The organism is Streptomyces flaveolus (assembly GCF_044765825.1).
Taxonomy (GTDB): domain Bacteria; phylum Actinomycetota; class Actinomycetes; order Streptomycetales; family Streptomycetaceae; genus Streptomyces; species Streptomyces flaveolus.
This window is the reverse complement of sequence record NZ_JBIWKU010000004.1, coordinates 169,833-196,504: the sequence shown is the minus strand read 5'-3', so window position 1 is coordinate 196,504 and position 26,672 is coordinate 169,833. Positions and strand designations below refer to the sequence as shown.

25 protein-coding genes are annotated in these 26,672 nt (G+C 72.1%); 19 read left to right on the top strand and 6 right to left on the bottom strand.

What is annotated here, in order from left to right; genetic code table 11:
- The first annotated feature begins 5 nt into the window (after nt 1–5).
- Nucleotides 6–1,652 carry an ABC-F family ATP-binding cassette domain-containing protein gene (locus tag ACIRG6_RS14160; RefSeq protein WP_364824177.1) on the top strand — a complete coding sequence of 549 codons (1,647 nt, stop codon included), beginning with the start codon at nt 6–8 and terminating at the stop codon, nt 1,650–1,652.
- A gap of 195 nt (nt 1,653–1,847) precedes the next feature.
- Here the strand turns inward: ACIRG6_RS14160 and ACIRG6_RS14155 are convergent, their stop codons facing one another.
- From ACIRG6_RS14155 to ACIRG6_RS14145, 3 genes are all read right to left on the bottom strand, one after another.
- Nucleotides 1,848–4,205: a Tex family protein gene (locus ACIRG6_RS14155; protein WP_364684051.1), complete on the bottom strand. Its 2,358-nt coding sequence runs from the start codon at nt 4,203–4,205 to the stop codon at nt 1,848–1,850.
- Nucleotides 4,206–4,321: 116 nt separating this feature from the next.
- On the bottom strand, nt 4,322–4,447 hold the full coding sequence (locus ACIRG6_RS14150) for an LPFR motif small protein (RefSeq protein WP_308299232.1): 126 nt from the start codon (nt 4,445–4,447) through the stop codon (nt 4,322–4,324).
- A gap of 94 nt (nt 4,448–4,541) precedes the next feature.
- On the bottom strand, nt 4,542–5,411 hold the full coding sequence (locus tag ACIRG6_RS14145) for an SCO6745 family protein (protein ID WP_364684048.1): 870 nt from the start codon (nt 5,409–5,411) through the stop codon (nt 4,542–4,544).
- A gap of 113 nt (nt 5,412–5,524) precedes the next feature.
- Between ACIRG6_RS14145 and ACIRG6_RS14140 the strand changes: the two genes are divergently transcribed.
- Both ACIRG6_RS14140 and ACIRG6_RS14135 read left to right on the top strand, forming a co-directional pair.
- Nucleotides 5,525–6,484, top strand: a complete 960-nt coding sequence (locus ACIRG6_RS14140; RefSeq protein WP_365022613.1) for a GlxA family transcriptional regulator — start codon at nt 5,525–5,527, stop codon at nt 6,482–6,484.
- A 35-nt stretch (nt 6,485–6,519) separates the two neighbouring features.
- Nucleotides 6,520–7,155, top strand: coding sequence for a DJ-1/PfpI family protein (locus tag ACIRG6_RS14135; RefSeq protein ID WP_364684044.1), 636 nt, complete (start codon nt 6,520–6,522; stop codon nt 7,153–7,155).
- On the opposite strand, the gene ACIRG6_RS14130 is transcribed toward ACIRG6_RS14135, so the two are convergent.
- Nucleotides 7,142–7,897, bottom strand: coding sequence for an enoyl-CoA hydratase/isomerase family protein (locus ACIRG6_RS14130; RefSeq protein ID WP_318215383.1), 756 nt, complete (start codon nt 7,895–7,897; stop codon nt 7,142–7,144). The two genes, ACIRG6_RS14135 and ACIRG6_RS14130, sit on opposite strands and share 14 nt — an antisense overlap.
- Before the next feature lie 205 nt (nt 7,898–8,102).
- Between ACIRG6_RS14130 and ACIRG6_RS14125 the strand changes: the two genes are divergently transcribed.
- Nucleotides 8,103–8,555, top strand: a complete 453-nt coding sequence (locus ACIRG6_RS14125) for an ATP-binding protein (protein WP_364684076.1) — start codon at nt 8,103–8,105, stop codon at nt 8,553–8,555.
- A 9-nt stretch (nt 8,556–8,564) separates the two neighbouring features.
- Here ACIRG6_RS14125 and idi read toward each other — a convergent pair whose 3' ends face one another.
- Nucleotides 8,565–9,158, bottom strand: a complete 594-nt coding sequence (gene idi / locus ACIRG6_RS14120) for an isopentenyl-diphosphate Delta-isomerase (RefSeq protein WP_318215384.1) — start codon at nt 9,156–9,158, stop codon at nt 8,565–8,567.
- Nucleotides 9,159–9,475: 317 nt separating this feature from the next.
- Nucleotides 9,476–10,414 (bottom strand): cation diffusion facilitator family transporter, encoded by a 939-nt coding sequence (locus ACIRG6_RS14115; protein WP_364684042.1) that lies wholly within the window; start codon nt 10,412–10,414, stop codon nt 9,476–9,478.
- Nucleotides 10,415–10,866: 452 nt separating this feature from the next.
- On the opposite strand from ACIRG6_RS14115, the gene ACIRG6_RS14110 reads away from it, so the two are divergent.
- The 15 genes from ACIRG6_RS14110 (at nt 10,867) to hpnH (ending at nt 26,668) form a co-directional block, all read left to right on the top strand.
- Nucleotides 10,867–12,687, top strand: coding sequence for a DUF5941 domain-containing protein (locus ACIRG6_RS14110; protein WP_350715264.1), 1,821 nt, complete (start codon nt 10,867–10,869; stop codon nt 12,685–12,687).
- Nucleotides 12,684–13,436, top strand: coding sequence for a phosphocholine cytidylyltransferase family protein (locus tag ACIRG6_RS14105; RefSeq protein ID WP_318215387.1), 753 nt, complete (start codon nt 12,684–12,686; stop codon nt 13,434–13,436). Before ACIRG6_RS14110 ends, ACIRG6_RS14105 begins: the two co-directional genes overlap by 4 nt.
- Nucleotides 13,424–14,488, top strand: a complete 1,065-nt coding sequence (locus ACIRG6_RS14100) for an iron-containing alcohol dehydrogenase family protein (RefSeq protein ID WP_318215388.1) — start codon at nt 13,424–13,426, stop codon at nt 14,486–14,488. The genes ACIRG6_RS14105 and ACIRG6_RS14100 overlap by 13 nt, the downstream gene beginning before the upstream one ends.
- Nucleotides 14,466–15,245, top strand: a complete 780-nt coding sequence (locus ACIRG6_RS14095) for a CDP-alcohol phosphatidyltransferase family protein (RefSeq protein ID WP_350715270.1) — start codon at nt 14,466–14,468, stop codon at nt 15,243–15,245. Before ACIRG6_RS14100 ends, ACIRG6_RS14095 begins: the two co-directional genes overlap by 23 nt.
- Nucleotides 15,246–15,253: 8 nt before the next feature.
- The gene (locus tag ACIRG6_RS14090; protein ID WP_364684074.1) at nt 15,254–16,126 is read left to right on the top strand and encodes a glycosyltransferase family 2 protein; all 873 of its coding nucleotides are present in this window, start codon (nt 15,254–15,256) and stop codon (nt 16,124–16,126) included.
- A gap of 97 nt (nt 16,127–16,223) precedes the next feature.
- Nucleotides 16,224–17,153 (top strand): ABC transporter permease, encoded by a 930-nt coding sequence (locus tag ACIRG6_RS14085; RefSeq protein WP_364684035.1) that lies wholly within the window; start codon nt 16,224–16,226, stop codon nt 17,151–17,153.
- Entirely contained in the window at nt 17,146–17,925 is a 780-nt protein-coding gene (locus tag ACIRG6_RS14080) for an ABC transporter ATP-binding protein (RefSeq protein WP_189231623.1), read from the top strand. The genes ACIRG6_RS14085 and ACIRG6_RS14080 overlap by 8 nt, the downstream gene beginning before the upstream one ends.
- Before the next feature lie 359 nt (nt 17,926–18,284).
- Nucleotides 18,285–19,187 carry a squalene synthase HpnC gene (gene hpnC / locus ACIRG6_RS14075; protein WP_364684033.1) on the top strand — a complete coding sequence of 301 codons (903 nt, stop codon included), beginning with the start codon at nt 18,285–18,287 and terminating at the stop codon, nt 19,185–19,187.
- Nucleotides 19,184–20,134 carry a presqualene diphosphate synthase HpnD gene (gene hpnD, locus ACIRG6_RS14070; protein ID WP_364684031.1) on the top strand — a complete coding sequence of 317 codons (951 nt, stop codon included), beginning with the start codon at nt 19,184–19,186 and terminating at the stop codon, nt 20,132–20,134. Before hpnC ends, hpnD begins: the two co-directional genes overlap by 4 nt.
- Nucleotides 20,131–20,274, top strand: a complete 144-nt coding sequence (locus ACIRG6_RS14065) for a DUF6380 family protein (RefSeq protein ID WP_229869778.1) — start codon at nt 20,131–20,133, stop codon at nt 20,272–20,274. Before hpnD ends, ACIRG6_RS14065 begins: the two co-directional genes overlap by 4 nt.
- On the top strand, nt 20,271–21,704 hold the full coding sequence (hpnE, locus tag ACIRG6_RS14060) for a hydroxysqualene dehydroxylase HpnE (RefSeq protein ID WP_350715282.1): 1,434 nt from the start codon (nt 20,271–20,273) through the stop codon (nt 21,702–21,704). The genes ACIRG6_RS14065 and hpnE overlap by 4 nt, the downstream gene beginning before the upstream one ends.
- Before the next feature lie 68 nt (nt 21,705–21,772).
- On the top strand, nt 21,773–22,837 hold the full coding sequence (locus ACIRG6_RS14055) for a polyprenyl synthetase family protein (protein WP_350715553.1): 1,065 nt from the start codon (nt 21,773–21,775) through the stop codon (nt 22,835–22,837).
- A 118-nt stretch (nt 22,838–22,955) separates the two neighbouring features.
- Nucleotides 22,956–24,998 carry a squalene--hopene cyclase gene (gene shc, locus ACIRG6_RS14050; protein ID WP_364824192.1) on the top strand — a complete coding sequence of 681 codons (2,043 nt, stop codon included), beginning with the start codon at nt 22,956–22,958 and terminating at the stop codon, nt 24,996–24,998.
- Nucleotides 24,998–25,639 (top strand): phosphorylase family protein, encoded by a 642-nt coding sequence (locus ACIRG6_RS14045; protein WP_318215395.1) that lies wholly within the window; start codon nt 24,998–25,000, stop codon nt 25,637–25,639. The genes shc and ACIRG6_RS14045 overlap by 1 nt, the downstream gene beginning before the upstream one ends.
- Nucleotides 25,640–25,645: 6 nt before the next feature.
- A complete protein-coding gene (hpnH, locus tag ACIRG6_RS14040; protein ID WP_239764607.1) occupies nt 25,646–26,668 on the top strand; it encodes an adenosyl-hopene transferase HpnH in 1,023 nt (340 codons plus the stop codon).
- Nucleotides 26,669–26,672 lie beyond the last annotated feature (4 nt).

The following is a 26,672-nucleotide window of genomic DNA, read 5'->3' as shown; positions in this document are numbered from 1 at the left end:
ATCTGATGACTGCCACCCTCGTCGCCAAGAACCTCGCCGCCGGCCACGGAGACCGCTCCCTGTTCACCGGGCTCGACCTCGTCGTCGCCCCCGGCGACGTGATCGGACTCGTCGGGGCCAACGGCGCCGGCAAGTCCACCCTGCTGCGGATGCTCGCCGGCCTCACCACTCCGGAACAGGGCGAGCTGCGCCTGTCCCCGCCGAGCGCCACCGTCGGCCACCTCCCGCAGGAGCCGGAGCGGCGACCCGGCGAGACCGTCCGCGCGTTCCTCGCCCGCCGCACCGGCGTCACCGAGGCCCAGCGCGCCATGGACGAGGCCACCCAGGCCCTGGTGGACGGCGCCCCCGGCGCCGACGACGCCTACGCGACGGCCCTGGAGCGCTGGCTCGCCCTCGGCGGCGCCGACCTCGACGACCGTGCCGAGGAGACCGCCGACGCACTGGGCCTGACGGTGGACCTGGACCAGCCGATGACGTCCCTGTCCGGCGGCCAGGCGGCGCGGGCGGGCCTCGCCTCCCTCCTCCTGTCCCGCTACGACGTCTTCCTGCTCGACGAGCCCACGAACGACCTCGACCTGGACGGCCTGGAACGCCTCGAACGCTTCGTGACCGGCCTGCGCGCCGGCACCGTCGTCGTCAGCCACGACCGCGAGTTCCTCACCCGCACCGTCACCAAGGTCCTCGAACTGGACCTGGCCCAGCGGCAGATCAACCTCTACGGCGGCGGCTACGAGGCCTATCTGGAGGAACGCGAGGTGGCCCGCCGGCACGCCCGCGACGAGTACGACGAGTACGCCGACAAGCGCGCGGCCCTCCAGGACCGGGCGCAGATGCAGCGCACCTGGATGGACAAGGGCGTCAAGAACGCCCGGCGCAAGGCGGGCAACGACAACGACAAGATCGGCCGCAAGTTCCGCAGCGAGGCCAGCGAGAAGCAGGCCGCCAAGGCCCGGCAGACCCAGCGCATGATCGAGCGTCTGGACGTCGTCGAGGAGCCTCGCAAGGAGTGGGACCTGCGGATGGAGATCGCGTCGGCGCCGCGCTCCGGCGCGGTGGTCGCCACCCTGCGCGACGCGGAGGTCCGGCGCGGCGACTTCACGCTCGGCCCGGTCTCCCTCCAGATCGACTGGGCGGACCGCGTGGCGGTGACGGGAGCCAACGGCGCGGGCAAGTCCACGCTGCTCGGCGCGCTCCTGGGCCGCGTCCCGCTCGACGCCGGGCACGCGGCGCTGGGCTCGGGGGTCCTGCTCGGCGAGGTGGACCAGGCCCGCGCGCTGTTCCACGGGCCCGAGTCCCTGCTCGACGCCTTCCGCACGGCGACGCCCGACATCGAGCCGGCCGAGATCCGCACCCTCCTGGCCAAGTTCGGCCTCAAGGCGGACCACGTCATGCGCCCGGCGTCGACCCTCTCCCCGGGCGAACGCACGAGGGCCGCCCTGGCCCTCCTCCAGGGCAGAGGCGTCAACCTCCTGGTCCTCGACGAGCCGACCAACCACCTGGACCTGCCGGCCATCGAGCAACTGGAATCAGCCCTGGACGCCTACGAGGGCACGCTCCTCCTGATCACCCACGACCGCCGCATGCTGAACGCCATCCACGTCACCCGCCGCCTGGAGGTGACGAACGGCAAGGTGACGGAGACGCCCGCCTAGCCGCAGCCGTCCGCCCGCCGCCGTAACTGCGGGCAGTCGTGCCTCCCCCAGTGCCTGAACGGCCTGGGAGGTACCCCCAGGGGCGCCACGGGTGGGCGGTGGGGGTCCCCCCGCGCGAGCGCAGCCGAGTATGGGGGAGGCACCCCGCAAACGCCGGGCCGCGCGACCCACCCCCGCCCAGCCCGGCGTCGGCGCCTACGCCAGCCCGGCCCGCCGCAACGCGTCGGCCATCGCCCCGTTGGACGGAGCCGGCGCAGCCGAGGCCGGCTTCCCCTTCCCTCCGGAACGTCCCTGCTGCCGCTGCCGAGGAGGCCTGCCCCCACGCGGCTCCCGCTTCTGCTCGCCCTGCGGAGCGGCTTCGTCGTCCAACCGCAACGTCAGCGAGATCCGCTTGCGCGGAATGTCGACGTCCAGCACCTTCACCTTCACGATGTCCCCGGGCTTCACCACGTCCCGCGGATCCTTCACGAACGTCTTCGACATCGCGGACACGTGCACCAGCCCGTCCTGATGCACACCGACGTCCACGAACGCCCCGAACGCGGCCACATTCGTGACCACGCCCTCCAGGACCATCCCGGACGCCAGGTCGGAGATCTTCTCCACGCCCTCCTTGAAGGTGGCCGTCTTGAACGCGGGACGCGGGTCGCGCCCCGGCTTCTCCAGCTCCTTCAGGATGTCGCTCACCGTCGGCAGACCGAACTTCTCGTCCACGAACTCCGCCGGCCTCAGCGACCGCAGCACCGACGTGTTGCCGATCAGACCGGCCACCTCCTGGCCGACGGTCTTCACCATCCGCCGCACCACCGGGTACGCCTCGGGGTGCACGCTGGACGCGTCCAGCGGGTCGTCGCCGCCCCGGATCCGCAGGAAGCCCGCGCACTGCTCGTACGCCTTCGGCCCGAGCCGCGACACCTTCTTCAGCTCGGTCCGCGACCGGAACGGCCCGTTCGCGTCCCGGTGCGCCACGATGTTCTCGGCGAGCCCCGAGGTGATGCCGGAGACGCGGGCCAGCAGCGGCGCGGAGGCCGTGTTGACGTCCACGCCCACGCCGTTCACACAGTCCTCGACCACCGCGTCCAGCGAACGCGACAGCTTCACCTCGGACAGGTCGTGCTGGTACTGGCCGACGCCGATCGACTTCGGGTCGATCTTCACCAGCTCGGCCAGCGGGTCCTGGAGCCGCCGCGCGATCGACACGGCACCGCGCAACGACACGTCCATGTCGGGCAGTTCCTGCGAGGCGAAGGCCGACGCCGAGTACACCGAGGCGCCCGCCTCGGACACCATCACCTTGGTGAGCTTCAACTCGGGGTGCTTGGTGATGAGTTCACCGGCGAGCTTGTCCGTCTCGCGGGAGGCCGTACCGTTGCCGATCGCGACCAGCTCGACCGCGTGCTCCTTCGCCAGCCGCGCCAGCTTGGCGATCGCCTCGTCCCACCGGTTGGCCGGGACGTGCGGGTGGATCACGTCCGTGGCCACGACCTTGCCGGTCGCGTCGATCACGGCGACCTTCACACCCGTACGGAAACCCGGGTCGAGGCCGAGCGTCGCACGCGTACCGGCCGGGGCGGCCAGCAGCAGGTCGCGCAGGTTGGCGGCGAAGACGTTGACCGCCTCGTCCTCGGCGGCCGTGCGCAGCCGCAGCCGCAGATCGATGCCGAGGTGGACCAGGATGCGGGTGCGCCAGGCCCAGCGGACCGTGTCCTGGAGCCACTTGTCGCCGGGCCGGCCGCGGTCGGCGATCCCGAACCTGTGGGCGACGATGCCCTCGTACGACGAGGGCCCGTCGGTGGGCTCCTCGGGCTCCAGGACGAGGTCGAGGACGTCCTCCTTCTCGCCGCGCAGCATCGCGAGGATCCGGTGCGAGGGCAGCTCGGTGAACGGCTCGGCGAAGTCGAAGTAGTCGGCGAACTTGGCGCCGGCCTCCTCCTTGCCCGCCTTCACCTTGGCGGCGAGCCGCCCGCGCACCCACATCCGCTCGCGCAGCTCGCCGATCAGGTCGGCGTCCTCCGAGAACTTCTCGGTGAGGATCGACCGGGCGCCGTCCAGGGCGGCCTGCGGACCGGCCACGCCCTTGCCGGCGTCGACGAACGCGGCGGCCGCGGCGAGCGGGTCCACCGACGGGTCGGCGAGCAGGCCCTCGGCGAGCGGCTCCAGACCGGCCTCCCGCGCGATCTGCGCCTTCGTACGCCGCTTGGGCTTGAACGGCAGGTAGATGTCCTCCAGGCGGGCCTTGGTCTCCGCCTCACGGATCCGGGCCTCCAGATCCTCGGTGAGCTTGCCCTGCTCGCGCACCGAGTCGAGGATCGCCGTACGCCGCTCCTCCAGCTCCCGCAGATAGCGCAGCCGTTCCTCGAGCGTGCGCAGCTGCGCGTCGTCGAGCATCTCGGTCGCTTCCTTGCGGTAGCGGGCGATGAAGGGCACCGTCGAGCCGCCGTCGAGCAGCTCCACCGCGGCCTTCACCTGCCGCTCCCGTACGCCGAGCTCCTCGGCGATCCTGCTTTCGATGGACCGCACGTCGATGGACGCGCTGGACCCGGGTGTCGTCACGATCCCGTACCGCCTTCTCACAGAGGTTGCGCGGCAATTGTGGCAGGTGGTGCCGACAATCGGGGATCAGGGCGCCACCCGGGCCCGTCGCGTCGGGGCGGTGCCGGGACGCGGCATCAGGCCCGGCGGGTCGAGGACGAGGCCCCGCCGAAGAGCCGGGCCAGGGCCCGGAAGGGAAGCGTGACGACGGTGGCGACGGCGCCACCGATCTGGCGCAGGACGTCTGCGATGGCACGGAACACGAAAAGCCCCTTTCCTCTCCCGGCCCCTCCGGCCGGGAGTAGTACAGGTACCTCGCGATCGGCCCGGCATGCCCCGTGCGCGCGGACCGTCTGCTCAGCGCTTGCCGAGCAGGTCCTTCGGGAAGGCGCCGGCGGCGAGTGCCCGGCGCGCGAAGGCGGTCCCGAGCTCCGTCAGACGTGCCACGCCCTCCGCGCCCAGGTGCGCGTACGGGGCTTCGTCCATCCGGTCCGTCTCCCGCTCGATCCCGTCGCGCAGGGCCACGCCCTGCTCGGTCAGCTCACCGGCGTCGTCGAGCAGCCCGCGGTCCCGCAGCCGGTCCGACGCCGCGTCCCACTCCTCCTGGTTCCAGCCGCGGGTGGTGAAGACCCACTTCGGCGTCATGCCCTTGCCGGTGGCGGTGTGCGTCACCAGCGCCTCCAGGCCGTCGAGGCCGGCGGCCAGCAGTGCGGCGAGGTGCCCGTCGCCCCGGTGCTCGCGCAGCAGGGTCGCCGCGTGCCACAGCGCGAGGTGCGGCTCGCCGGGCACGGGCAGGTCGGCGTGGGCCGAGTACAGCGGGCGGGCGCTGCGCGAGCAGCCCTCGGCCGCCCGCAGCGCCAGCCCGGCCGCCTCCGCCATCTCCGCGGACGCCACGGCCTCCTCGCCCAGCAGGCGGCGCAGCGTCGCGTCGACGGCGCGTGTGCGCGCCGCCAGGACCTGGGCGGGCGTGACGGTCTCCCACACGGCGGGCACGTGCCGCGCCACCAGGTCGTGCTTGTAGTTGTAGAACGTGGCCGTCACGGCACCGGCCCCGACCGGGCCGAGCGCGGCGGCACGCACCGCGAAGTTGACGGCCCGGGGGTCGGTGACCCCGAGGGCCGCCAGCTCCCGGCCCACGTCGGGCGAGAAGTAGTGCGTCGAGTGCAGCGAGTTCAGCGCGTTGTGGCAGCGGCGGCCGGCGCGGGCATCGAGGGCGGCGGTTGTCATGCTCGGCACGTTACCAACCGCTCAGTACGTCCTCCAGGGGTGTGGGAGGCATGGCAGGAAAGGTGGGGAACTCGTCATTGCGGCCGTCGTCGGGCGGCCGAAGAATCGGCGGCATGGCGCAGCGCACCGTTCTCGTCGTCCTCTTCGACGACGTCCAGAGCCTCGATGTCACCGGTCCCGTGGAGGTCTTCGCGGGCGCCGAGCAGCACACACCGGGCACCTACCGCATCCGCACCGCCTCGCTCGACGGCGCTCCCGTGCGCACGTCCAGCGGTCTGACCGTCGTACCGGACCGGGCCCTCACCGGGGTGCCCGCCCCGCACACCCTGCTGGTCCCCGGCGGCCAGGGCACCCGGAATCCGGACCCGCGCCTGATCGGGTGGCTGCGCGAGCACGGGCCCGGCGCCCCGCGCCTGGTCTCCGTCTGCACCGGGGCCGCCCTGCTCGCCGCGGCCGGTCTGCTGGACGGCCGCCGCGCCACCACTCACTGGGCGTACTGCGACCGGCTCGCCCGTGACCACCCGGCGGTCGAGGTCGACCCCGACCCGATCTACGTCCGTGACGGCCACGTGGCCACGTCCGCCGGTGTCACCTCCGGCATCGATCTCTCCCTGGCCCTGGTGGAGGAGGACCTGGGCAGGGACGCCGCCCTCACCGTCGCCCGGCACCTGGTGGTCTTCCTGCGCCGGCCCGGCAACCAGGCCCAGTTCAGCGCCCAGCTCGCCGCCCAGACCGCGTGCCGCGAGCCGCTCCGCGAGGTCCAGCAGTGGATCACCGAGCACCCCGGCGCCGACCTGAGCGTGGAGTCCCTCGCCGCCCGCGCCGCCCTCTCCCCGCGCCACTTCGCCCGCGCCTTCCAGGCCGAGACCGGCACGACGCCCGGCCGGTACGTCGACCGGGTGCGCCTCGAACACGCCCGCCGGCTGCTGGAGGACAGCGCCGACGGCGTCGAGGAGGTCTCCCGCGTCAGCGGCTACGGCACACCGGAGGCCATGCGCCGCGCCTTCGTCAGGGCGCTCGGCACCTCACCGGCCGAGTACCGCCGCCGGTTCCGGCCCGCGGGTGCCCGCTGACCCCCCGCTCACCGAGTGCACACGAAAGGAAACACGTGCAGATCGTCATCGTCCTCTTCGACCGCTTCACCGCCCTCGACGCCGTGGGACCGTACGAGGTCCTGAGCCGTGTCCCGGACGCGGAGACCGTCTTCGCCGCCGAGCGGACCGGCCCCGTCCGCAACGACACGGGAAGCCTCGCGCTGACCGCCGACCGGACCCTCGCGGACGTACCGAGCCCGGACGTGGTCCTCGTGCCGGGCGGCCCCGGTCAACAGGCGCAGATGGACAACGGGGCCCTGCTGGACTGGCTGCGCGCCGCCGACGCCACCAGCACCTGGACCACCTCGGTCTGTTCCGGCTCCCTGCTGCTCGCCGCGGCGGGGCTGCTCACCGGTCGCCGGGCCACCTCGCACTGGCTGGCCCTGGACCTGCTGAAGCGGTTCGGCGCCGAGCCGACGGGGGAGCGGGTGGTCACCGACGGCAAGTACGTCACCGCGGCCGGCGTCTCCTCCGGCATCGACATGGGCCTCACCCTGGTGGGCCGGATCGCCGGCGACGAGCACGCCCAGGCGGTCCAGCTGCTGACGGAGTACGACCCGCAGCCGCCCTACGACGCCGGGTCACCGCAGAAGGCCCCCGCCCACCTCGTCGAGGAGTTCCACACCCGGAACCGGTTCATCCTGACGTAGGCACGCTCCAGGCGAAGCGCGGCTGCCTGCGCTCCAGGAACGCGGCGACACCCTCGGCGGTGTCGCCGCTGCCGCGTGCCTGCGCGGCCCAGTGCTCGTCCCGGTCGGTGCGGCCGTTCGCGAACTCCTTCGCCGCCGCCTGCGTCAGCTGCGAACGGGAGACCAGGACGCGGGTGAACTCGGCGACCCGCTTGTCGAGTTCGTCCCCCGGCAGTACCTCGTCGACCAGGCCCGTGCGCAGCGCCCGCCCGGCGTCGATCAGCTCGCCGGAGAACAGCAGGTACTTGGCCGTGGCCGGACCCACCAGCGACACCAGCCGCCGGGTCGCCGACGCCGGGTAGACCACGCCGAGCTTGGCGGGGGTGACCCCGAACAGGGCCCCCTCCTCGGCGAACCGAAGATCGCAGGCCGCCGCCAACTGGGCGCCGCCGCCCACGCAGTGACCGCGGATCGCCGCCAGCGTCGGCTTGGGGAAGGCCGCGAGGGCCTCCTCGGCGCGCACGGCGAGCAGTTGCGCCTCCTGAGCGGAGTCCCGCAGGGTCGAGATGTCGGCCCCGGCGCAGAACGTCGCGCCCTCACCGGTGAGCACCAGCGCCCGCACCGCGGGGTCGCCCGCCAGGGTGCCGAGCAGCTCCGGCAGCGCCCGCCACATCGCGGCCGTCATGGCATTGCGCTTGGCCGGGTGGTGGACGACGACGGTGGCGACCGAGTCGGACACCCGGTGCAGCAGATGTGGCTCCATGGGCCGGATGCTATCCATCCGTCCGAACGGTTCGGGGGGCAGGTGCAAGCGGGACAGGAACGGTCCCACAGCTGACCGGGTCATACGCCAACGATCAGAACCGTTCGATACCTGCCGACTTGTGTTCAGTTCTCCGGTGCGGAGGGACGCGTTACCAACACTCTGGGGTGTGGTGACAATCGAGCCCGAGGGTGGCGACCGGACGATGGACGAGACCGGGCCCGCACAGCCGCTGCCGTACGAAGGCGTCTGGCGGTTCACCGCGCCCGCCGTCGACGCCTCGGTCCCGCAGGCCCGGCACGCCGTCCGGGACCTGCTGGTACGCCAGGGCGTGCCGGTCTCCGACGAGGTGACCCAGGGCCTGCTGCTGATCGTCTCGGAGCTGGTCACGAACGCCGTCCGGCACGCGGCGGTGCTGTCGCCGACGCTCGCCGTGGAGGTCGCCGTCGGGCCCGAGTGGGTCCGGGTGTCCGTGGAGGACAACCACCCCTACCGCCCGACCGCCCTGGAGACGGACCACGGCCGGACGGGCGGGCGCGGACTGCTCCTGGTCCGGGAGATCACCCTGGAGGCGGGCGGGGCGTGCGACGTGGCCCACACTGCGAGCGGCGGCAAGGTGATCTGGGCCGCCCTGCCGCTCAAACATCCCCCGACCTAGCGGGCCCGCTCACCAGCCGGCGGAGGCACCCGTCAGCTCGCGGACGGCGGGCCGTGCCGCGTCCAGCACCGTCATGAACCACGCCGAGAAGGTGTCCTTCGCGTGCCGTTCGGCCAGCTCGTCCGGGGTCACGAAGACCGTCTCGGCCACTTCCTCCGGGTCGGGCCGCGGCGCTGCCTGCACCAGGCCGACGAACAGGTGGTTGTACTCCTGCTCGACCAGCCCCGAGGCCGGGTCCGGATGGTTGTAGCGCACCGTGCCCGCCTCGGCGAGCAGCGACGGCGAGACGCCGAGCTCCTCGAACGTCCGCCGGGCCGCGGCGGCGAACGGCGCCTCACCGGGGTAGGGGTGACCGCAGCAGGTGTTGGACCACACGCCGGGGGAGTGGTACTTGCCCAGGGCCCGCTGCTGGAGGAGCAGCCTGCCGCGCTCGTCGAAGAGGAACACGGAGAAGGCGCGGTGCAGCTGCCCCGGCGGCTGGTGCGCGGCGAGCTTCTCCGCGGTACCGACCGTCACGCCGTTCTCGTCGACCAGTTCCAGCAAAATCGCGTCTGCGGTGCCGTTCGACGAACTGTGCGTCGCGGTGGCAGGAGTGATCGGCATACCCATCCTTCACATCGGTCCTCGCGCCCCAAGTGTGCCCCACGCATTCGGTACTCCCGGCACTTCCCGGCACACCCGCATGTCCCGCGCGGTGGCGCGGGCAGCGGCCGTCACCGGTCGAACGCCGAGGGGGCCCGATGGAAGATCGTGCCCGGCGTCACCCCCCGGGAACCGCCCCGGGCGCGACCGAGGGGAGCGCCGGGGAGACAGAGGGCGGCAGACCGGCGGACGGCGGCATTCCCCGGCGCACCCCTCACCGGCCCGCGCCCCCGCCCCCGACGAGCAGCCCTACCGACGACGCGCTCTCCGGACCGGCCTCAGTGGCACAGCCGTGCCTCGTGTTCCGCGTGCCCGCTGGGCTCCAGCTGGAAGGTGCAGTGCTCCACGTCGAAGTGGTCGCCCAGGCAGCCCTGCAGTTCGTGCAGCATCTTCTCGTGACCGATCGCGCTCAGTGCCTCGCCGCTCACCACCACGTGCGCCGACAGCACCGGCAGGCCCGAGGTGATGGTCCACGCGTGCAGGTCGTGGACGTCCTCGACGCCGTCCAGCGCCAGTATGTGGGCGCGCACCTCGGCGATGTCCACGCCCTTGGGCGCCGCCTCCAGCAGCACGTCCAGCGTCTCGCGCAGCAGCCGCCACGTGCGCGGCACGATCATCAGACCGATCACCAGGGACGCGATCGGGTCGGCCGGCTGCCAGCCCGTGCCCAGGATGACCAGCGCCGAGATGATCACCGCCAGCGAACCCAGCGCGTCCGCCGCCACCTCCAGGAAGGCGCCCCGCACGTTCAGGCTCTCCTTCTGGCCGCGCATCAGCAGCGTCAGCGACACCATGTTCGCCACCAGACCGATCGCACCGAAGACGACGGTCAGCCCGCCCGCGGTGCCGGCCGGTGTGACGAACCGCTCGATCGCCTCGTACAGGACGTACCCGCCGACCCCGAGCAGCAGCACACAGTTCGCCAGGGCCGCGAGGATCTCCGCGCGGGCGTAGCCGAAGGTGCGCCGGTCGCTCGGCGGCCGGCCCGCGAAGTGGATCGCCAGCAGCGCCATGCCCAGCCCCAGGGCGTCCGTCGCCATGTGCGCCGCGTCGGCGACCAGCGCGAGAGAGTCGGCGAGCACACCGCCGACGATCTCGACGACCATGACGGTGAGCGTGATCGCCAGCGCGACCCGCAGCCTGCCGCGGTACGCGGCCGTCGCCGTCCCGCCGCCGTGCGCGCCGTGCGCGTGCCCGTGATCGTGCCCAGCCCCCATGAAAGCCGCCTCCCTTGTCTGCGGAATCTCAGTCAACTACGGGTGGGGGGTATAGGGCAACGCGGCACTGAACACCGTTGTCATGTGCCTTGACCTGCGGAAACGTTACGCAGGTCAGGGCGTTGCCCGAATGCGGCGCCCCTGCGGGAGGCCAGGCGTCCACCACCGCGCCCGCGTACCGCCCTGACCCTCCGCGCACACCCCTCGACACTGCGCGATGCCCTTGATGTCCGTTTGGGGAGCGCGGTTTGTGGGGCGGGCCCCGGATCCCCGATGATGATCGCGGCTAAGGCGGGTGCAAGCGGCGTCGACCGACCGTGAAACGGGCGGTGAACACGGTGTTCCGGGCATCCGATAACCTCTGCCGACATGCCGCCCGGGTGCCCCAGGCACGGGCGCCCCACCATGCACAGGACCGGCGCACTGGCGCCGGCACCAGGGAGTGAGTTCGGTTGTCGACCGCCATCCTCACCGGCCAGCCGGTCCCCGGTTCGTCCGTCGAGAGCGAGCTGCGGTCCCTCGGCTTCGAGGTGCGGCTCGCCTCCGGCACGGCGGACGCCGAGACGCTGCTCGCCCGGGTGCCGGGCGGAGAACGGGTCGCCGTGGTCGACGCCCGCTTCGTGGGCCATCTGCACGCCCTCCGCCTCGGCCTCACCGACCCCCGCTTCCCGCTCGCCGCGATCCCCGGCGCCGTGACCGCCCAGCCGGACGCCCGCCAGGCCCTCACCCGCGCGATGGCCCGGGAGAGCTCCGCGGGCGGCGGTACGGCGGTCGTGGCCGTGGACAGCCTCGCCGACCGGATCGTCACCGCGCTCGACGCCGACGGCGCCGACGTGCACCGGCCGGAGCTCGGCAGTCTCGTCGCCGCCGTCCCCGCCGACCCGCAGGCCCGCAACGAGGCACGGCAGGCCGTCGCCTCCGTCGACGACGAGGCCGTACGCCTGAAGTCGGCGGTCAAGGCCCGCGACGGCTTCGTCACCACCTTCCTCATCAGCCCCTACTCCCGCTACATCGCCCGCTGGTGCGCGCGACGCGGACTGACCCCCAACCAGGTCACCACCGCCTCGCTGCTCACCGCGCTCATAGCGGCGGCCTGCGCGGCCACCGGCACCCGCGGCGGCTTCGTCGCCGCCGGCGTCCTGCTGATCGCCTCCTTCGTCCTCGACTGCACCGACGGGCAGCTCGCCCGCTACTCCCTGCAGTACTCCACGCTCGGCGCCTGGCTGGACGCCACCTTCGACCGCGCCAAGGAGTACGCCTACTACGCGGGCCTCGCCCTCGGCGCCGCCCGCGGCGGCGACGACGTATGGGCCCTCGCTCTCGGCGCGATGGTGCTCCAGACCTGCCGGCACGTCGTGGACTTCTCCTTCAACGAGGCCAACCACGACGCCACCGCCAACACCAGCCCCACCGCGGCCCTCTCCGACAAGCTCGACAGCGTCGGCTGGACGGTCTGGGTGCGCCGCATGATCGTCCTGCCCATCGGTGAACGCTGGGCCATGATCGCCGTCCTGACCGCGGCCACCACCCCCCGGATCACCTTCTACGCGCTGCTGATCGGCTGCGCGTTCGCCGCGACCTACACCACGGCCGGCCGCGTTCTGCGCTCGCTGACCCGCAGGGCCACCCGCACCGACCGGGCCGCGAAGGCGCTGGCAGACCTCGCCGACTCCGGCCCGCTCGCCGAGGCCGTGGCCGCGGGCCTGCGGAAGCCCGCCCGCCGGCTGCCCGGCTTCACCGCCCCCGCCGTCGCCCTCCTCGGCGGCGCCGCCGTCGTCGCGACGGCCGCGTTCACCGGCTTCGGCGGGCCCTGGCCGGCCGTGGCCGCGATCGTCTACGTGCTGACGTCCGCCCTCGCCGTCGCCCGCCCCCTCAAGGGCGCCCTCGACTGGCTGGTCCCGCCCTTCCTCCGCGCCGCCGAGTACGGCACCGTACTGGTACTGGCGGCGAAAGCGGACGTGAACGGAGCGCTTCCGGCGGCTTTCGGGCTGGTGGCCGCGGTCGCCTACCATCACTACGACACGGTCTACCGCATCCGCGGCAACGCGGGTGCGCCCCCGCACTGGCTGGTGCGGGCGATCGGGGGGCACGAGGGCCGCACACTGCTGGTCACGGTGCTGGCCGTGCTGCTCACCGCCTCCGCTTTCAAGGTCGCGCTCACGGTGCTCGCCGTGGCCGTCGCCCTCGTGGTGCTCGTCGAGAGCATCCGTTTCTGGGTCGCCGCCCACAAGGTCGGCGCACCCGCCGTACACGACGAAGGAGAACCCGCATGATCGGCCTCGTGCTGGCGGCCGGCGCCGGACGCCGTCTGCGCCCCTACACCGACACCCTGCCCAAGGCACTGGTCCCGGTCGGTCCCGAGGGCGCGGAGGACGACATCACGGTGCTGGACCTGACCCTGGGCAACTTCGCCGAGGTCGGCCTCACCGAGGTCGGGGTGATCGTCGGGTACCGCAAGGAGGCCGTGTACGAGCGCAAGGAGGCGCTGGAGCAGAAGTACGGCGTCAAGCTCACCCTCATCGACAACGACAAGGCCGAGGAGTGGAACAACGCCTACTCCCTGTGGTGCGGGCGTGACGCCCTCAAGGACGGCGTGATCCTCGCCAACGGCGACACCGTGCACCCGGTCTCCGTCGAGAAGACCCTGCTCGCCGCCCGCGGCGACGGCAAGAAGATCATCCTGGCGCTGGACACGGTGAAGTCCCTCGCCGAGGAGGAGATGAAGGTCGTCGTCGACCCCGACAAGGGCGTCCAGCGCATCACCAAGCTGATGGACCCCGCCGAGGCGACCGGCGAGTACATCGGCGTCACCCTCATCGAGGGCGACGCCGCCGTGGAGCTGGCCGACGCGCTGAAGACCACCTTCGAGCGCGACCCGCAGCTGTACTACGAGGACGGCTACCAGGAGCTGGTCAACCGCGGCTTCCGGATCGACGTGGAGCCCATCGGCGACGTCAAGTGGGTCGAGATCGACAACCACGACGACCTCGCCAAGGGACGGGAGATCGCGTGCCAGTACTGACGAGGCTCATCCCCTCGCCGCTCGTCGTCGACATCCGGCCGGGGGCGCTCGACGACCTGGCCGCGATTCTTTCCGACGAGCGGATCTCGCCCTCCGGGCGACTGGCCTTCGCCATCAGCAACGGCTCCGGCCAGGTGCTGCGGGACCGGTTCGGCCCGGCCTTCCCGGGCGCCGACTGGTTCGCGGACGCCGACGGCACCATCGACGGTGCCGTCCGGCTCGCCGACTCCATCAAGCAGTCCGGCCGCTACGACGCGGTGGTCGGTGTCGGCGGCGGCAAGGTCATCGACTGCGCCAAGTACGCGGCGGCCCGGGTGGGCCTGCCGCTGGTCGCGGTGGCCACCAATCTGGCGAACGACGGGCTGTGCTCGCCGGTCGCCACCCTCGACAACGACGCGGGCCGCGGATCCTACGGCGTGCCCAACCCGATCGGCATCGTCATCGACCTCGATGTGATCCGTGAGGCCCCGGTGCGCTACGTCCGGGCCGGCATCGGCGATGTGATCTGCAAGATCTCCGCTGTGGCCGACTGGGAGCTGTCGCACCGCGAGACCGGCGAGAAGGTCGACGGCCTGGCCGCCGCGATGGCACGCCAGGCGGCCGAGGCGGTGCTGCGCCACCCCGGCGGCATCGGCGACGACACCTTCCTGACGACGCTGGCCGAGGCCCTGGTGCTGTGCGGCATCTCCATGTCGGTGGCCGGGGACAGCCGTCCCGCGTCGGGCGCCTGCCACGAGATCAGTCACGCGTTCGACCTGCGGTTCCCCAAGCGCAGCGCGCTCCACGGCGAGCAGTGCGGCCTCGGCGGCGCCTTCGCCACGTTTCTGCGCGGCGACCGGGAGACGGCCGGGCAGATGGCCGACGTGCTGCGCCACCACGGGCTGCCCGTACTGCCGGGCGAGATCGGCTTCGACCTGGACGAGTTCGTGCAGGCCGTCGACTTCGCCCCCCAGACCCGGCCCGGCCGCTACACGATCCTCGAACACCTCGCCCTCACGACCGACCAGATCAAGGACATGTACGCCGACTATGTCAAGGCCATCGGTAGCTGAACTACGCCCGGTCGTCCATCCCGCGGGGGTCAAGGACCGGCGCAGCGGTGAGCACTGGGCGGGACGCCTCTACATGCGCGAGGTCTCGCTGCGGATCGACCGCTACCTGGTGAACACCAGGATCACGCCCAACCAGCTCACGTACCTGATGACCGTCTGCGGTGTCCTCGCCGCCCCGGCCCTGCTGGTGCCGGGCATCTGGGGCGCCGTGCTCGGTGTGGTGGCGGTCCAGCTGTACCTGCTGCTGGACTGCGTCGACGGCGAGATCGCGCGCTGGAAGAAGCAGTACTCGCTCGGCGGCGTCTACCTGGACCGCGTCGGTGCCTACCTCACCGACGCCGCGGTCCTGGTCGGGCTCGGTCTGCGCGCCGCCGACCTGTTCGGCAGCGGACGCATCGACTGGCTGTGGGCCTTCCTGGGCACCCTGGCCGCCCTCGGCGCCATCCTGATCAAGGCCGAGACCGACCTGGTCGGCGTCGCCCGCCACCAGGCCGGGATGGCCCCGGTCAAGGAGTCCGCCTCCGAGATCCGCTCCTCCGGCATGGCGCTGGCCCGCCGGGCCGCCGGGGCGCTCAAGTTCCACCGGCTGATCCTCGGCATCGAGGCCTCCCTGCTGATCCTGGTCCTCGCCGTCGTCGACCAGGCCCGCGGCGACCTGTTCTTCACCCGCCTCGGCACCGCCGTACTCGCCGGGATCGCCCTGCTCCAGACCCTGCTGCACCTCGTGTCCGTCCTCGCCTCCAGCAGGCTCAAGTGAGCGCGGCCATGAAGGTGGGCGCCGTCGTCATCACGATGGGCAACCGCCCCGAGGAGCTGCGCGCCCTGCTCGACTCGGTCGCCGAGCAGGACGGCGACCCGGTCGAGGTGGTCGTGGTCGGCAACGGCTCGCCCGTCCCGGAGGTACCCGCCGGCGTCCGCACCGTCGAGCTGCCGGAGAACCTGGGCATCCCCGGCGGCCGCAACGTCGGCATCGAGGCCTTCGGCCCCGGCGGCACCGACGTCGACGTCCTGCTCTTCCTGGACGACGACGGCCTGCTCGCCCGCACCGACACCGCCGAGCTGTGCCGCAAGGCCTTCACGGACGACCCGGAGCTCGGCATCATCAGCTTCCGCATCGCCGACCCGGACACCGGCGAGACCCAGCGCCGGCACGTGCCGCGCCTGCGCGCCTCCGACCCGATGCGCTCCTCCCGGGTGACCACCTTCCTCGGCGGCGCCAACGCCGTCCGCACCCGCGTCCTCGCGGAGGTCGGCAACCTGCCGGGCGAGTTCTTCTACGCCCACGAGGAGACCGACCTGGCATGGCGGGCCCTCGACGCCGGCTGGATGATCGACTACCGCTCCGACATGGTGCTGTACCACCCGACGACGGCGCCCTCGCGGCACGCGGTCTACCACCGCATGGTCGCCCGCAACCGCGTCTGGCTGGCCCGTCGCAACCTCCCCGCGCTCCTCGTTCCGGTCTATCTCGGAGTGTGGCTGCTGCTCACGCTGCTGCGCCGTCCCTCGCGCCCGGCCCTGAAGGCCTGGTTCGGCGGGTTCCGGGAGGGCTGGGGCACCCCGTGCGGTCCTCGCCGGCCCATGAAGTGGCGTACGGTGTGGCGGCTGACCCGGCTGGGCCGGCCTCCCGTGATCTGACAAGCTCGTATCCGAGAGCACCCCGGCCGCCCGAGGCCGACGGGCCCACGCCCGGGCCCGTACCGGCCACGATCGACGAAGACGAAAGTTTCCACTAGTGAGTGAGACAACGCACGACGGCACGGTCGCGATGACCAGGCCCGTGTCGCCCGACGAGGGCCTCACGGCGGCACGGCTCGCCGCCAAGTACGGGCTGTCCGTGAGCGGCGCCCGGCCGTCCCTCGTCGAGTACGTCCGTCAGCTCTGGGGGCGGCGGCACTTCATCCTCGCCTTCTCCCAGGCGAAGCTGACCGCTCAGTACAGCCAGGCCAAGCTGGGCCAGGTGTGGCAGGTGGCCACGCCGCTGCTGAACGCCCTGGTCTACTACTTGATCTTCGGCCTGATCCTGAACGCGGGCCGGGGCATGCCGAAGGACGTGTACATCCCGTTCCTGGTGACGGGGATCTTCGTCTTCACCTTCACGCAGTCCTCGGCGATGGCGGGCGTGCGCGCGATCTCCGGCAACCTGGGGCTGGTGCGGGCCCTGCACTTCCCGCGCGCCTCGCTGCCGGTCTCCTTCGCGCTCCAGCAACTCCAGCAGCTGCTCTTCTCGATGATCGTGCTCTTCATCGTGGCCGCGGCCTTCGGCAGCTATCCCACGCTGTCCTGGGTGCTGATCATTCCGGCGCTCGCCCTGCAGTTCCTGTTCAACGCCGGTCTCGCGCTGATCGTGGCGCGGATGGGGGCGAAGACGCCGGACCTGGCGCAGCTCATGCCGTTCATCATGCGGACCTGGATGTACGCCTCCGGCGTCATGTTCTCCATCCCGATCATGCTGAAGGACAAGCCGTCCTGGATCGCCGACGTGCTCCAGTGGAACCCGGCGGCCGTCTACATGGACCTGATGCGCTTCGCGCTGATCGACGGTTACGGCTCCGGCAATCTCCCGCCGCACGTGTGGGCGGTGGCGGCCGGCTGGGCCGTGCTCGCCGTGGCCGGCGGCTTCGTGTACTTCTGGAAGGCGGAGGAGAGGTACGGCCGTGGCTGAGCAGCAGCAGGGCGAGCGGGTGCCGACGGTCATCGCGGACGACGTCCACATCGTCTACCGCGTCAACGGCGCCAAGACCGGCAAGGGCAGCGCCACCGCGGCCCTCAGCCGCATCGTGAAGCGGGGTCAGGAGCGGGGCGTGCGCAAGGTGCACGCCGTGCGGGGCGTCTCCTTCGTCGCCTACCGGGGCGAGGCCATCGGTCTGATCGGCTCCAACGGCTCCGGAAAGTCGACGCTGCTGCGGGCCATCGCGGGCCTGCTGCCCGCCGAGAAGGGCAAGGTCTACACCGACGGCCAGCCCTCCCTGCTCGGCGTGAACGCGGCCCTGATGAACGACCTGACCGGCGAGCGGAACGTGATCCTGGGCGGTCTCGCCATGGGCATGACCCGTGAGGAGATCAAGGCCCGCTACCAGGACATCGTCGACTTCTCCGGCATCAACGAGAAGGGCGACTTCATCACCCTGCCGATGCGCACCTACTCCTCCGGCATGGCCGCCCGCCTGCGCTTCTCCATCGCCGCCGCCAAGGACCACGACGTCCTCATGATCGACGAGGCGCTGGCCACCGGTGACCGCAAGTTCCAGACGCGCTCCGAGGAGCGCATCCGCGAGCTGCGCAAGGAGGCCGGCACGGTCTTCCTGGTCAGCCACAACAACAAGTCCATCCGCGACACCTGCAACCGTGTCCTGTGGCTGGAACGCGGCGAACTGCGCATGGACGGGCCGACCGACGAGGTCCTCAAGGAGTACGAGAAGTTCACGGGCAAGTAGCCCGACACGCCGGGGCCCCGCCGGAACTGTTCCGGCGGGGCCCCGCGTCTGCAAAGGAAGCGTCAACTCCTGGCCGGATGAGGAATCTTGAAGCCGCTCGGTGTGTTGTGGTGATGCGCAGAGCACCCCGGCGGATCTCGGTGAGTTGTACAACGTAAGCTGTACCGGTCCCGAAACGCGGCACATGGGGCGATAATGCCCGTCACCCTTGAGCGGGCCTGCCGCACGGGCGGCCGGGCGGCGTGTCCGAAATAGTGTGTATTGGGTCGGCAGTGTAGAACGGGAGATGTGACGGCAATGGCTACGGAAACTCCCCTGCCCCGCGAAGCGTGCGCCGTCCCCGTCCCGGGCAGCCGGCGATGACGGTGACCGACACGGCGCACGCCGTCGATCCGGAGCGCGGCACGCTCGACAAGGCCGCGAACGAGAACTTCCCCGTGGCCCCCTTCTTCTTGCCCCGCGACTGGCGCACCGACCTCATGGCCGTCTACGGCTTCGCCCGTCTGGTCGACGACATCGGCGACGGCGACCTGGCCCCCGGCGGCGCCGACGCCCGCCTCCTCGGCGTCCCCGAGGACCGCGCCGACGACCGGCTGCTGATGCTGGACGCCTTCGAGGCCGACCTGCGCAGGGTCTTCGACGGCACGCCCCGCCACCCCCTGCTGCGGCGCCTGGAGCCCACCGTGCGCCGCCGCTCGCTCACCCCCGAGCCCTTCCTCGGCCTCATCGCCGCCAACCGCCAGGACCAGCTGGTCGGCCGGTACGAGACCTACGACGACCTCCTCGCCTACTGCGAGCTGTCCGCCAACCCGGTCGGCCGCCTCGTCCTCGCCGTCACCGGCACCTCGACCCCCGAGCGGATCCGCCACTCCGACCGGATCTGCACCGCCCTGCAGATCGTCGAGCACCTCCAGGACGTCGCCGAGGACCTCACCCGGGACCGCGTCTACCTGCCCGCCGAGGACATGGTGCGCTTCCACGTCCAGGAGGCGGATCTCGCCGCACCCACCGCGGGCGCGTCGGTGCGCGCACTGATCGCCTTCGAGGCCGGGCGCGCCCGCGAACTGCTGAACGAAGGCGCCCCCCTGGTGGGCAGCGTCCACGGAAGGCTGAGGCTGCTGCTCGCCGGATTCGTCGCCGGGGGACGAGCGGCCCTCGGGGCGATCACCGCCACCGGACACGACGTACTGCCCGGCCCGCCCAAGCCCGGTAAGGTCCGGTTGCTGCGCGAGGTGGGCGCGACCCTGCGAGGAAAGGGGTGATCCGGACCGTGGAGTCGTCAGCACACGTGTCCGCACCGGTACTCGCCGCGTACAGCTACTGCGAGACCGTCACCGGACAGCAGGCCCGGAACTTCGCCTACGGCATCCGGCTCCTGCCGACGCCCAAGCGCCGGGCGATGTCGGCGCTCTACGCGTTCTCGCGCCGCGTCGACGACATCGGCGACGGCGATCTCGCGGCCGACGTCAAGGTCGCCCGGCTGGAGGAGACCCGGACCCTGCTCGGCCGTGTCCACGAGGGCGCGGTCGATGAGGACGACACCGACCCGGTGGCCGTCGCCCTCACCCACGCCGCGCGGCAGTTCCCGATCCCGCTGGGCGGACTGGACGAACTGATCGACGGCGTCCAGATGGACCTGCGCGGCGAGACCTACGAGACCTGGGACGACCTGAAGGTCTACTGCCGCTGCGTGGCCGGTGCCATCGGACGCCTCTCGCTCGGTGTCTTCGGCACCGAACCGGGGGCGCGCGGCGCCGAGCGCGCGCCCGAGTATGCCGACACGCTCGGGCTCGCGCTCCAGCTCACCAACATCCTCCGGGACGTCCGCGAGGACGCGGAGGGCGGGCGCACCTACCTGCCCGCCGACGACCTCGCCAAGTTCGGCTGCTCGGCCGGGTTCGCCGGGCCGGTGCCACCGGAGGGCTCCGACTTCGCGGGCCTCGTGCACTTCGAGGTGCGCCGGGCCCGCGCCCTCTTCGCCGAGGGGTACCGGCTGCTCCCGATGCTCGACCGGCGCAGCGGTGCCTGTGTCGCCGCCATGGCCGGCATCTACCGCCGCCTCCTGGACCGCATCGAGCGCGACCCGGAGGCCGTGCTGCGCGGCCGGGTCTCGCTGCCCGGACGCGAGAAGGCGTACGTCGCCGTGCGCGGCCTGTCCGGACTGGACACCCGGCACGTGGTCCGGCGGTCCGGCAGGAGGCGCCCGTGAGCGGCACACCGGTCCACGGCGGCACGCACGGCGCAGAACGGCGGGCAACCCTCCGGTGGCGGGCGGCGTCCCTGACTGAGACGGTCTGCCGTACAGCGTTCACACACCACGGCGACCGGGCAGGGAAAGGTGCACGATGACCCACGGCAACGGCACGCGTGACGACGGGCCGCTCACGGACGTCTCCGCCGTCCCGGCCGGCAGACACGCCGTCGTGGTCGGCGGCGGACTCGCCGGTGTCACCGCCGCGCTCGCCCTCGCCGACGCCGGGGTCCGCGTCACCCTGCTGGAGGGACGGCCGCGCCTGGGCGGGCTCGCCTTCTCCTTCCGGCGCGGCGACCTGACCGTCGACAACGGCCAGCATGTGTATCTGCGCTGCTGCACCGCCTACCGCTGGTTCCTCGACCGGATCGAGGGGACGGCGCTCGCTCCGGTGCAGGAACGTCTCGACGTGCCCGTCGTCGACCTGGCCAGGCCCGAGGGACGACGGCTCGGCCGGCTGCGGCGCGACGCGCTGCCCGTACCCCTGCACCTGGGGCGCAGCCTCGCCACGTATCCGCACCTCTCGCTCGCCGAGCGCGCCCGGGTCGGGCGCGCCGCGCTCGCGCTCAAGGGGCTCGACCTCACCGATCCGGCGCTGGACAGCCAGGACTTCGGCAGCTGGTTGACCGCGCACGGTCAGTCGGCGCGTGCCGTCGAGGCCCTGTGGGACCTGGTCGGGGTCGCCACCCTCAACGCGGCCGCGGGCGACGCCTCGCTGGGGCTCGCCGCGATGGTGTTCAAGACCGGTCTGCTGTCCGACCCGGGCGCGGCCGACATCGGCTGGGCCCGCGTCCCGCTCGGTGAACTGCACGACCGGCTGGCCCGCAAGGCGCTCGACTCCGCGGGCGTCCGTACCGAAGTCCGTACACGCGTCACCTCCGTCTTCATGAACGGGAATGGGGAGTGGAGCGTTCAGGTTCCGGGCGAAACGCTTCTGGCGGACGCCGTCGTCCTCGCCGTACCGCAGCGCGAGGCGCACGAACTCCTGCCCCCGGGCGCGCTCGACGCTCCCGGGCAGCTGCTGGAGATCGGCACCGCTCCGATCCTCAACGTCCATGTGATCTACGACCGGAAGGTGCTCGCCACGCCCTTCCTCACGGCCCTCGGCACCCCGGTGCAGTGGGTGTTCGACCGCACCGAGGCCTCCGGCCTGAAGAACGGTCAGTACCTGGCGCTGTCCCAGTCGACCGCGCAGGACGAGATCGACACACCCGTGGCCACGCTGCGCGAGCGCTACCTGCCGGAACTGGAGCGGCTGCTGCCCCGCGCCCGGGGCGCCGAGGTGAAGGACTTCTTCGTGACCAGGGAGCGCACCGCGACCTTCGCGCCGGCCCCCGGTGTCGGCCGGCTCCGGCCCGGCGCCCGTACCAAGGCACCCGGCCTGTACCTGGCCGGTGCGTGGACCGCCACCGGGTGGCCCGCGACCATGGAGAGTGCCGTCCGCAGCGGTGTCGGGGCGGCGGGAGCCGCGCTCGCCGCCCTGGGCCGGTCCCGCGACCGCCTTCCCGATTTCGAGGAGGCGGCATGAGAACCGATCCGCGTGGGACCGACTCCCGCACTCCCGGTACCGCAACTGGAGGAGAGACTGTGTCCACTGTGCCCCCGGCCCCGAAGGCCGATCGACGGACCACGGTGGACGTGGCCGCGCTGCTGGAGCGCGGCCGGACGCTGGCCACGCCGGTCCTGCGAGCGGCCGTCGACCGCCTGGCGCCCCCCATGGACACCGTCGCCGCCTACCACTTCGGCTGGATCGACGCCCAGGGCAACCCCGCGGACGGCGACGGCGGCAAGGCCGTCCGTCCCGCGCTCGCGGTGCTCTCCGCCGAGGTCACCGGTGCCGCGCCCGAGGTCGGGGTGCCCGGCGCGGTCGCCGTGGAGCTGGTGCACAACTTCTCCCTCCTGCACGACGACCTGATGGACGGCGACGAACAGCGCCGCCACCGGGACACCGTGTGGAAGGTGCACGGCCCCGCCCAGGCCATCCTGGTCGGCGACGCCCTGTTCGCCCTGGCCAACGAGGTGCTGCTGGAACTCGGCACCGTCGACGCCGGCCGCGCCACCCGCCGCCTGACCCGCGCGTCCCGCGCCCTGATCGACGGTCAGGCCCAGGACATCTCCTACGAGCACCGCGACCGCGTCAGCGTCGAGGAGTGCCTGGAGATGGAGGGCAACAAGACCGGCGCCCTGCTCGCCTCCGCCAGCTCCATCGGCGCGGTCCTCGGCGGCGCCGACGAGCACACCGCCGACACGCTGGAGACCTACGGCTACCACCTCGGCCTGGCCTTCCAGGCCGTCGACGACCTCCTCGGCATCTGGGGCGACCCGGACGCCACCGGCAAGCAGACCTGGAGCGACCTGCGCCAGCGCAAGAAGTCCCTCCCGGTCGTGGCCGCCCTGGCCGCGGGCGGCCCCGCCTCCGAGCGGCTCGGCGAGATCCTCGCCGCCGACGCCAAGAGCAGCGACTTCGCGAACTTCTCCGAGGAGGAGTTCGCGGCCCGTGCCGCCCTCATCGAGGAGGCGGGCGGGCGCGAGTGGACCGCCGACGAGGCGCGCCGCCAGCACACCATCGCCATCGAAGCCCTCGGCACCGTCGACATGCCCGACCGGGTACGGGACCGGTTCACGGCGCTCGCGGACTTCGTCGTCGTACGAAAGAGATGATCACTATCGGTCGAATAGCCCTCGCGTAGTCGCCGGCCGGTGTCGCGGGAACCACAGCACCGGCCGACGGCGGACCCACAGCAGACGCACCACTTGCACACTGCACGAAGGGGAAGCCATGACAGCGACGACCGACGGAAGCACCGGGGCGGCCCTCCCGTCCCGCGCAGCCGCGGCCAGCGAAACAGCCGACATCACGAGCCCCGCCGCGGCGGCCGGGGTACACGAAGCCGCCGTCCGCGCGACGCGGCGCGCCACCGACTTCCTGCTCTCCCGGCAGGACGCCGAGGGCTGGTGGAAGGGCGACCTCGAGACCAACGTCACGATGGACGCCGAGGACCTGCTCCTGCGTCAGTTCCTCGGCATCCAGGACGAGGAGACCACCCGCGCCGCCGCCCTCTTCATCCGCGGCGAGCAGCGCGAGGACGGCACCTGGGCCACCTTCTACGGCGGCCCCGGAGACCTGTCCGCCACCATCGAGGCCTACGTCGCCCTCCGCCTGGCCGGCGACGCCCCCGACGCCCCCCACATGGCGAAGGCAGCGGAATGGGTCCGGGCCCAGGGCGGCATCGCCGCCTCCCGCGTCTTCACCCGGATCTGGCTGGCCCTGTTCGGCTGGTGGAAGTGGGAGGACCTGCCCGAACTCCCGCCGGAGCTGATCTGGTTCCCGACCTGGGTGCCGCTGAACATCTACGACTTCGGCTGCTGGGCCCGGCAGACCATCGTGCCGCTGACCATCGTCTCGGCGAAGCGCCCGGTGCGCCCGGCGCCGTTCCCGCTCGACGAACTGCACACCGACCCCGCCCGCCCCGCCCCGCCCCGGCCTCTGGCCCCGGCGGCCAGCTGGGACGGCGCCTTCCAGCGCATCGACAAGGCCCTGCACGCCTACCGCAAGGTGGCACCGAAACGGCTGCGCAGGGCGGCGATGAACACCGCCGCCCGCTGGATCGTCGAACGGCAGGAGAACGACGGATGCTGGGGCGGCATCCAGCCCCCGGCCGTGTACTCGGTCATCGCCCTGTACCTCCTCGGCTACGACCTCGAACACCCCGTCATGCGGGCCGGCCTGAAGTCCCTGGACCGCTTCGCCGTGTGGCGCGAGGACGGGGCCCGGATGATCGAGGCCTGCCAGTCCCCGGTGTGGGACACCTGCCTGGCCACCATCGCGCTCGCCGACGCCGGGGTGCCCGCCGACCACCCGCAGCTGGTGAAGGCCGCGGACTGGATGCTCGGCGAGCAGATCGTGCGGCCCGGCGACTGGTCGGTGAAGCGGCCCGGACTCCCGCCCGGCGGCTGGGCGTTCGAGTTCCACAACGACAACTACCCCGACATCGACGACACCGCCGAGGTCGTCCTCGCCCTGCGCCGCGTCCGGCACCACGACCCGGAGCGCACGGAGAAGGCCATCGGCCGCGGGGTGCGCTGGAACCTCGGCATGCAGTCGAAGAACGGTGCCTGGGGCGCCTTCGACGTCGACAACACCAGCCCCTTCCCCAACCGGCTGCCCTTCTGCGACTTCGGCGAGGTGATCGACCCGCCGTCCGCGGACGTCACCGCGCACGTCGTGGAGATGCTCGCGGTCGAGGGCCTCGCCCACGACCCGCGCACCCGGCGCGGCATCCAGTGGCTGCTCGCCGAGCAGGAGCCGGACGGCTCCTGGTTCGGCCGCTGGGGCGTCAACTACGTCTACGGCACCGGATCCGTCGTCCCGGCCCTGACCGCCGCGGGCATCCCCGCCTCGCACCCGGCCATCCGCCGCGCGGTGACCTGGCTGGAGTCCGTCCAGAACGACGACGGCGGCTGGGGCGAGGACCTGCGCTCCTACCGCAACGTCAGGGAGTGGAGCGGCAAGGGCGCCTCGACCGCCTCGCAGACGGCCTGGGCCCTGATGGCCCTGCTGGCGGCCGGGGAGAGGGACTCCAAGGCCGTCGAGCGCGGCGTCGAGTGGCTGGCCGCCACCCAGCGGGAGGACGGCTCCTGGGACGAGCCGTACTTCACCGGCACCGGCTTCCCCTGGGACTTCTCCATCAACTACCACCTCTACCGGCAGGTGTTCCCGCTCACCGCGCTCGGCCGGTACGTCCACGGCGAACCCTTCGCCAAGGCGCCCCGCACGGTCCAGGCACTCGCCGAGTCGCTGACCGAGGCGAAGGGGAGCTGATGAGCGCACAGCCCGGACCGGCCCCGCTGCTGATCGCCTGCGCGCTCGGCATCGAGCACCTCGCCCTGCGCGCCGGTGACCGAGGCGGGGCCGCCGGGCCGGTCACGGTCCTGCGGACCGGCATGGGACCGAAGGCGGCCGAGCGCTCCCTCGCCCGGGTCCTGGCCGGCCCGGCGCTCGGCGACGCCGCCGTACTGGCCACGGGCTTCTGCGCGGGCCTCGCCCCCGGTATGCACCCCGGCGACCTGGTCGTCGCCGAGGAGACCCGGGACCCGCGGGGCGCGGTCGGGTGCGTCGGGACCGACCGGCTCGTCAAGGAGCTGGTGCGTGCCGTGCCCGGGCGCACCGTCCACACCGGGCCGCTGACCGGCTCGGACCACGTCGTCCGCGGTGCCGAACGCGCCGACCTGCTCGCGACCGGCGCGATCGCCGTCGACATGGAGTCCGCCGCCACGCTCCTGAGCGCCGTCCGTACGGGCCCGCGCCCCGTTGCGGCCGTCCGGGTGGTCGTGGACGCTCCCGAACACGAACTCGTCCGGATCGGCACCGTGCGCGGTGGAATATCGGCTTTCCGCGTCCTCCGGTCCGTACTTCCCGCATTTTTCGAATGGCACCGTTCTTTGCTGCTCCCCAGGAGGTGAGCCCAGATGGCCATGCCGCTGCGCCAGTCCATCAAGGTCGCTACATACTTGGCCGAACAGAAGCTCCGGCGGCGGGACAAGTTCCCGCTCATCGTCGAGCTGGAGCCGCTGTTCGCCTGCAATCTGAAGTGCGAGGGATGCGGCAAGATCCAGCACCCGGCCGGGGTGCTCAAGCAGCGCATGCCGGTCGCCCAGGCCGTGGGGGCGGTGCTCGAGTCCGGTGCGCCGATGGTGTCCATCGCCGGCGGCGAACCCCTGATGCACCCGCAGATCGACGAGATCGTGCGCCAGTTGGTGGCCAAGCGGAAGTACGTCTTCCTGTGCACCAACGCCCTGCTCATGCGCAAGAAGATGGACAAGTTCACGCCCTCGCCGTACTTCGCGTTCGCGGTGCACATCGACGGGCTGCGTGAGCGGCACGACGAGTCCGTGGCGAAGGAGGGGGTGTTCGACGAGGCCGTGGAGGCCATCAAGGAGGCCAAGCGACGCGGTTTCCGGGTCACCACCAACTCGACCTTCTTCAACACCGACACCCCGCAGACCATCGTCGAGGTGCTCAACTTCCTCAACGACGACCTCAAGGTCGACGAGATGATGATCTCGCCCGCCTACGCCTACGAGAAGGCGCCCGACCAGGAGCACTTCCTGGGCGTGGAGCAGACCCGTGAGCTGTTCAAGAAGGCGTTCTCGGGCGGCAACCGGGCCCGCTGGCGGCTCAACCACTCCCCGCTGTTCCTCGACTTCCTCGAGGGCAAGGTCGACTTCCCCTGCACCGCCTGGGCGATCCCGAACTACTCCCTCTTCGGCTGGCAGCGCCCCTGCTACCTGATGAGCGACGGGTACGTGCCCACGTACCGGGAGCTGATCGAGGAGACCGACTGGGACAAGTACGGCCGCGGCAAGGACCCGCGCTGCGCCAACTGCATGGCGCACTGCGGCTACGAGCCCACCGCCGTCCTGGCCACCATGGGCTCCCTCAAGGAGTCCCTGCGGGCCATGCGGGAGACGGTCTCCGGGAACCGGGACTGACGTA